This window comes from Streptomyces sp. NPDC107454 (assembly GCF_055582885.1).
This window is the reverse complement of the sequence record NZ_JBVJPA010000031.1, coordinates 77,297-83,718: the sequence shown is the minus strand read 5'-3', so window position 1 is coordinate 83,718 and position 6,422 is coordinate 77,297. Positions and strand designations below refer to the sequence as shown.

Sequence of the window (6,422 nt, the reverse complement as noted above, 5' to 3'; positions counted from 1 at the left end):
TACCGCCTCGGCATCCCCGAAGACATCCCCGCCTGGCACGAAGTCCTCAACACCGACGCCGCCCGCTACGGCGGCAGCGACATCCACAACCCCCACCTCCGGGCCCACGACGGCGGCCTGCGTCTGACGCTCCCTCCCCTGGCCACCCTCTGGCTGCGCCCCGCCTGACCGTTCTCGCCCCCGCGGCGGGGGCGGCGGGGGCGGCGGGGGCGAAGGAGCCGGTCAGGGAGAGGTCGGCTTGCCCGCCGTGCCGATCCACGTGTGGAACAGCCCGCCGAGGTCCTTCCCGGACAACCGCTCGGAGAGGCGAATGAACTGGGCGGTGGTGCCATGTCCGCCACGGTGCTCCGTGGCCCAGGTCCGCAGGATGCGGAAGAACACCCCGTCCCCCACAGCCGTACGCAGCTTCTGCAGAGCCATCGCACCCCGCGCGTACACGGGCGTGTCGAAGATGTGCGCCCCACTCCCGGGATCCGCCGGCGGAAACGCCCACAGACCGCTGCCGACAGGACTGGCGTACAGGGAGTCGAACGTCTGCTGAGCCGTCTTCCCACCGTGCTGCTCGGCGTACAGCCACTCGGCATACGTCGCGAAGCCCTCGTTGAGCCAGATGTCCTTCCACGCGGTGAGGCTGACGGAGTCCCCGAACCACTGGTGCGCGCTTTCGTGGACGAGGGTGCTCAGGTCGGGCGCGGAGTCATAGACGGGACGCGTCTGGGTCTCCAGCGCGTATCCGACCTGCGGAGCCCGGTCGACGATGGCCCCGGCGGCCCGGAAGGGGTAGGGCCCGAAGACACCGCTCTCCCACGCCAGCACGGACGGCAGCTTCTTCAGCACGGGCGCCGCGGCGGTCGCCTCACGGGGGTCGACGGCGTTGTAGACCTTGATTCCGTCGTGCGTGGTGTACTGCTCGACCTTGAACTTCCCGACCGTCGCCGTGGCGAGGTAGGCCGCCATCGGCTCGGACTGCCGCCAGCGGAACGTCGTACGGCCGTGGCTGGTCGACTGTCCGCGGAGGATTCCGTTGGCAACGGCGGTGTGTCCCTTGGGGACGGTGATGGTGAAGTCGTAGGAGGCCTTGTCCTTGGGGTGGCTGTTGGCGGGGAACCACGTCATGGCGCCCTGCGGTTCGCCTGCCACGAACGCGCCGTCGTCGGTGGGGATCCACCCGTCCGAGGAACCGTCCGGGTCGGTGGCCGGCTTGGGCGTCCCCGAGTAGGTGACGGTGACGCGGAAATCCTGGTTCCGCCGGAGGGCGTGGCGGGGGGTGACCACCAGTTCCTGGCCGTCACGCCGGTAGGACGCCTTGGCGTGGTCGACGGTGACGCCGGTGACCTTCAGCCCTTTGAGGTCGAGGTCGAAGCGGGTCAGTCGCTGGGTGGCCCGGGCGGTGATGACCGCTTTGCCGTCGAGGTGGCGGCTCTGGGGGTCGTAGCCGAGGGTCAGGTCGTAGTGCCGGACGTCGTAGCCGCCGTTGCCCGAGAGAGGGAAGTACGCGTCCCCCGCGCCGGACGAGCCCACCGTACCGGCCGCCGCCGGGCCCGCCGCGACGAGCAGGGCCGCGACGGCGACGGGAACCGCGGCCACAACTGCCTCCCTTCGAAGGACAGTTGTGCGTCTGGTGCTCTGGTGCGGACGTGGCGTCACGTTGGCTCCTCCGGTGCGACGGCAATCAGGTGATCAGGGGATCAAGTGATCAATGACGCACAGCCTATGAGCCCCGCGGGCCGGTGACCCTCATCATCTGGTCAAGTCGCGGCGAGGGGGCGGTGCACACGCACCGTCGTACAGGAGGGAGCCGACAGGAAGTAGGAGGCCACGCCCGGATCAGCGGGCCAGGCGGCCCAGCAGGGACGAGGCGGACAGGATGCCGAGGGCGGCGGCCAGGGCGAGGACCCCGTAGTCGAGGGCCAGGTGGGCATGTGTACCGAGCAACAAGCCGCGCAGCGCGTCCACTTGGTAGCTCAACGGGTTGACCTTGCTGACGGCCTGGAGCCAGCCGGGCATGACCGCGACCGGGTAGAGGGCGTTGGAGCCGAAGAACAGCGGCATCGTGATGGCTTGGCCGATGCCCATCAGCCGGTCCCGGGTGAGCACGATGCCCGCGATGGTCATCGAGAGACAGGAGAAGAAGGCGGAGCCCAGGACGACAGCCACCGCAACACCCAGCAGACGCAGCGGGTTCCAGGTCATCGCGACCCCGAGCAGCGCCGCGATGACAACGACCACCACCGCCTGGATCAGCGCCTTCACCCCGGCGGCGAAGGCCTTACCGGTGATGAGCGCCGAGCGCGGGGTCGGGGTGACGAGCAGTTTGGTGAGGATCCCGGCGTCCCGCTCCCAGATGATCATGATGCCGTAGAAGATGGCGATGAACATCGCGGACTGGGCGATGATGCCGGGCGCCAGATAGTCGAGATAGGGGATGCCGCCGGTGGGTATCGCCCTGATCCGGGTGAAGGTCTCGCCGAAGATCAGCAGCCAGAGCGCCGGCTGGACCGCCCTGGTGTACAGCTCGGTGCGGTCATGGCGCAGCTTCTGCAGTTCGACCGCGCACATCGCGCCGACCCGGGCGGGCAGCACCCGCCAGCCGGTACGGGTCCGTGGTGGGACGACGAGCAGGTCGAGGCCGGCCGGGTGGATGCGCTCAGCCGACACGGGACGCTGTACGACGGGTGCTTCGGACATCGCTGAAGTCTCCTGACTGTTCGTCGAGGCCGCTGCCGGCGATGTCGCGGAAGACGTCCTCCAGCGTGGGCAGTTCACCGTTCTGCCCGGTGCCGCGCCGCTCGCCGAGGCCCTTGCGCAGCTCGTCGGGGGTGCCCAGGGCACGGACGCGGCCGCGGTGCATCAGCGCGACCCGGTCGCAGTATTGGTCGGCCTCGTCCATGTAGTGGGTCGTCACGAGGACGGTCATTCCGGTGGCGGCGCGTACGGCGTTGATGTGCTCCCACACGCTCGTGCGGGCGATCGGGTCGAGGCCGATGGTCGGTTCGTCGAGGATCAGCAGCCGGGGTGCGCTCACCAGTGCCTGGGCGAGTTCGAGGCGGCGGACCATGCCACCGGAGTACGTCTTGGCGAGCCGGTCGGCCGCGTCGGTGAGGTCAACCGCCGCGAGCGCCTGCTCGACGCGTGCCGCGCGCTCCTTGCGGGCGACGTCGAAGACGCGGGCGAACAGGACCACGTTCTCCCGGCCGGTGAGTCCCGCGTCGGCGGACAACTGCTGCGGTACGTAGCCCAGCAGGCGGCGTACCGCCATGCGTTCGCGGGTGGCGTCGTGACCGAAGACGCGGACCATGCCGGTGGGGACCGGCAGGAGTGTGGTGATGCAGCGGATCGCGGTGGTCTTGCCCGCGCCGTTGGGCCCGAGCAGTCCGAACACCTCTCCGTCGTGGACGGAGAGGTCGAGGCCGTCGACCGCGGTGGTCTCGCCGAAGGCGTAGACGAGCCCGGCACAGCTGACGGCCTCCGTCCCGGCATCCGCCACCGCCACGGTCTCCGTCTCCGTTGTCCTCTCCGTCTCCTCGGTGGGGTCTCCCCCGCCCGTCAGGCTCCGCGTCATGTCTCCTCGGCCTCCTCGTGCAGGTTCACCGCCAGCTTGCGGAGGGCCGGAAGAGCCGCCTCCAGAGCCGCGCGTTCGGCCTCGTCGAGACAGGCCACCTGGCGGCGTACGAGAGCCGTGCGCCGCTCGCGCCAGTCGCGCAGTCGTGCGTCCGCCGCCGGTGTGGGCAGCAGGCGTGCCGCCCGCCGGTCGGCCGGGTCCGTCTCGCGGTTCAGATAGCCGTCCCGGGCCAGTTGGTTGACCAGCGTCGAGACCGAATTGCCCGCCAGGTAGAGCTCCTTGGCGGCCTGCGACACACCGATGCCGGGGCGGGCCACGACCAGCCGCAGCAGCTCGACCTCCGCGCCGCGCAGCCGCGGCGCGGTCGTGCCCCTGCGCAGTCGGCGCCGGATCAGTCGCTGCACTCCGGCCAGAGCGTCTGCCAGTGCCTCGGGAAAGCTCTCGGACTCCACGTTCCGAGAATAGCTCTGTATCAGAGGTAATGAGGGAAAGGGAGGGTCAAGAACCGTTCGCCGGCAGGCCCGCCCGCCGGGCCGCGGCGCACCACACCCCCTGGTGGAGAGCCCAGCCCGCGTGATGGAGTTTCCCCAGCCCACTCCGGGCGCCAGGAGAAGGAGACCTCCGTGACCGCGATCGAGACCGATGCCGCGCTGCCGTGGCCCCATCCCCCGGTGAAGGTCGGACTGGTCGGTGCCGGGCCCTGGGCGCGGGCCGTGCACGCGCGCGTGCTCGCCGCCGGGCCCGAGACACGGCTGACCGCGGTGTGGGCGCGCCGCGCCGAGGCGGCCCGGGAGACCGCCGAGCCCCACGGGGCCGCGGCGGTCACACGTTTCGAGGAACTGCTCGACGGCTGCGAGGCGGTCGCGTTCGCCGTTCCGCCCGCGGTGCAGGCGGAACTCGCTCCGCTGGCCGCGAAGGCGGGCAAGGCACTGCTCCTGGAGAAACCGCTCGGTGTGGATCTGGCGTCGGCGCGCCGCCTCGCCGACGCCGTCGACGAGGCCGGGGTCGTCTCCCAGCTCGTTCTGACCAACCGCTACCACCCGGCCACCCGGGAGTTCCTGAACAGGGCGCGGGAGCTGGAGATCACCGGGGCCCGTTCGTGTCTCCTGCACGGGGCGTTCCTGGGCGGCGAGTTCGCCACCACCTGGCGGCTCGAGCACGGCGCCCTGCTCGACCTGGGTCCCCATCTTCTGGATCTCCTGGACGCCGCCGTCGGACCGATCGTCCGGGTCCGCGGCACCGGTGACCCCCGCCGCTGGATCGAGCTGACCTGCGAGCACGCCAACGGTGTCGTCAGTCAGGCCTCACTGTCCGGAGCGGTCCACGTCGAGCACGGCAACACGCGTGTCGAACTCTTCGGTCCGCAGGCTCCGCTGGTGTACGACGCCGCCGAACTCGACCACGAGGAAACCTGGCCGGTGCTGCGCCGGGAGTTCGCCACGGCCGTACGCACCGGGGTGTCCGGCGAACTCGACGTCCACCGGGGACTTCACCTCCAGACCCTGATGGCGCAGGCCTCGGAGAGCTGATGCCCGGCACGCAAGGTCACGAGTAGCGTCGCAGCGCCGGCGCCGCGACGGCCAGGATCGCCATGGCGACGACCACCAGCAGTCCGCCGCCGGCGACGGCGGCGCGGGCGCCCAGGACGGAGCCGGCCGTTCCGTGCAGGACGTCGGCCAGCCGCGGGCCGCCCGCGACCACCACGGTGAACACGCCCTGCATCCGGCCGCGCATCTCGTCCGTGGCGGCCGAGAGCAGGATCGCGCCGCGGAAGACCATGGAGACCATGTCGGCGACCCCGGCGGCGGCGAGGAACGCGACCGCCACCCAGAGGCTGCTGCTCAGGCCGAAGCCGGTGATCGCCGCTCCCCAGGCCATCACCGCGGCGATCACCATGAGCCCGTGTCGTCGGGCCCGGGAGAACGTGCCCGACATCAGTCCGCCGATCACCGCGCCGATCGGGATCGCCGCGAACAGCAGGCCGAGCGCGAGCCCTTCCCCGTAGGGTGCGTAGGTCTCGGCGGCCAGCTGCGGGAACAGGGCCCGGGGCATGCCGAGAACCATGGCGATGATGTCGGCGAGGAAGGACAGCAGCAGCACCTTGTGCAGCGCGATGTAGCGGAAGCCGGCGGCGACCTCACGCCAGCCCGCCCGCTTGGCCGCGGAGCCCGTCAGGGGCGGCAGTGCGGGCAGCCGCATCACGGCCCACACGGTGACGCACAGCGCCAGGGCGTCGATCAGATAGAGCTCGCCCAGACCGATGACGGGGATCAGGGCACCCGCGAGCAGCGGCCCCGCCACCAGGCCCGTCTGCATGACGGTCGATCCGAGCGCGTTCGCCGCGGGCAGTTCGTCCTCGGGGACGAGCCGGGCGATGGAGGCGTTGCGGGCCGGGGAGTTCAGTCCGAAGAAGGCCTGCTGGAGAGCGAGCAGCGCCATCAGGACGAACACCGAATCGAGTCCGACGACGGCTTGTATCCAGAACAGCACCGAGGTGACGGCTATGCCGGTGTTGGTGATGAGAAGCAGCTTGCGCCGGTCCATGCTGTCGGCGACCGCGCCGCCCCACAGCGCGAAGACCACGAGCGGCAGCAGTCCGGCCAGGCTCGCGTAGCCGACCCAGGCCGAGGAGCCGGTGATGTCGTAGATCTGCTTGGGCACGGCTACGGCGGTGAGCTGGCTGCCCACCGCCGTGACGATGGTGGAGGACCAGAGCCTGCGGTAAGCCGGGCGGCGCAGCGGGCGGGTGTCCATCGCCCAGCGGCGCCAGCCGGTGCGGTCCGCTCCCGCCGCCGCGTCGTGTCCGGCGGATCCGGCCGCCGAACCGCTCCCGGCCCCGCCGTCCGCCAAGCCGTCGGTC

General features: G+C 71.0%; 7 protein-coding genes. 2 read left to right on the top strand and 5 right to left on the bottom strand.

Going from position 1 to position 6,422, the window contains the following annotated elements; genetic code table 11:
• A partial coding sequence (locus tag ACZ69M_RS48085) for an alpha amylase C-terminal domain-containing protein (protein WP_470060040.1) occupies positions 1 to 168 on the top strand: 168 nt, incomplete at its 5' end.
• Between the two features lie 54 nt (positions 169 to 222).
• On the opposite strand, the gene ACZ69M_RS48080 is transcribed toward ACZ69M_RS48085, so the two are convergent.
• The 4 genes from ACZ69M_RS48080 to ACZ69M_RS48065 all read right to left on the bottom strand — a co-directional run bounded on the left by ACZ69M_RS48080 (position 223) and on the right by ACZ69M_RS48065 (position 4,014).
• The gene (locus ACZ69M_RS48080) at positions 223 to 1,587 is read right to left on the bottom strand and encodes a M1 family metallopeptidase (protein WP_470060032.1); all 1,365 of its coding nucleotides are present in this window, start codon (positions 1,585 to 1,587) and stop codon (positions 223 to 225) included.
• 240 nt (positions 1,588 to 1,827) lie between these two features.
• On the bottom strand, positions 1,828 to 2,688 hold the full coding sequence (locus tag ACZ69M_RS48075) for an ABC transporter permease (protein ID WP_470060031.1): 861 nt from the start codon (positions 2,686 to 2,688) through the stop codon (positions 1,828 to 1,830).
• On the bottom strand, positions 2,648 to 3,562 hold the full coding sequence (locus tag ACZ69M_RS48070) for an ABC transporter ATP-binding protein (RefSeq protein WP_470060030.1): 915 nt from the start codon (positions 3,560 to 3,562) through the stop codon (positions 2,648 to 2,650). Before ACZ69M_RS48070 ends, ACZ69M_RS48075 begins: the two co-directional genes overlap by 41 nt.
• Positions 3,559 to 4,014, bottom strand: coding sequence for a MarR family winged helix-turn-helix transcriptional regulator (locus ACZ69M_RS48065; protein ID WP_470060029.1), 456 nt, complete (start codon positions 4,012 to 4,014; stop codon positions 3,559 to 3,561). The genes ACZ69M_RS48070 and ACZ69M_RS48065 overlap by 4 nt, the downstream gene beginning before the upstream one ends.
• A 171-nt stretch (positions 4,015 to 4,185) precedes the next feature.
• On the opposite strand from ACZ69M_RS48065, the gene ACZ69M_RS48060 reads away from it, so the two are divergent.
• Positions 4,186 to 5,091: a Gfo/Idh/MocA family protein gene (locus ACZ69M_RS48060; RefSeq protein WP_470060028.1), complete on the top strand. Its 906-nt coding sequence runs from the start codon at positions 4,186 to 4,188 to the stop codon at positions 5,089 to 5,091.
• A 16-nt stretch (positions 5,092 to 5,107) separates the two neighbouring features.
• Here ACZ69M_RS48060 and ACZ69M_RS48055 read toward each other — a convergent pair whose 3' ends face one another.
• A complete protein-coding gene (locus ACZ69M_RS48055; RefSeq protein ID WP_470060039.1) occupies positions 5,108 to 6,412 on the bottom strand; it encodes an MFS transporter in 1,305 nt (434 codons plus the stop codon).
• Positions 6,413 to 6,422: the final 10 nt, after the last annotated feature.

What these genes read in the sequence shown, in the direction of transcription:
- ACZ69M_RS48075 (WP_470060031.1), bottom strand. Translation starts at nt 2,688, where the DNA reads ATGTCCGAAGCACCCGTCGTACAGCGTCCCGTGTCGGCTGAGCGCATC.
- ACZ69M_RS48070 (WP_470060030.1), bottom strand. Translation starts at nt 3,562, where the DNA reads ATGACGCGGAGCCTGACGGGCGGGGGAGACCCCACCGAGGAGACGGAG.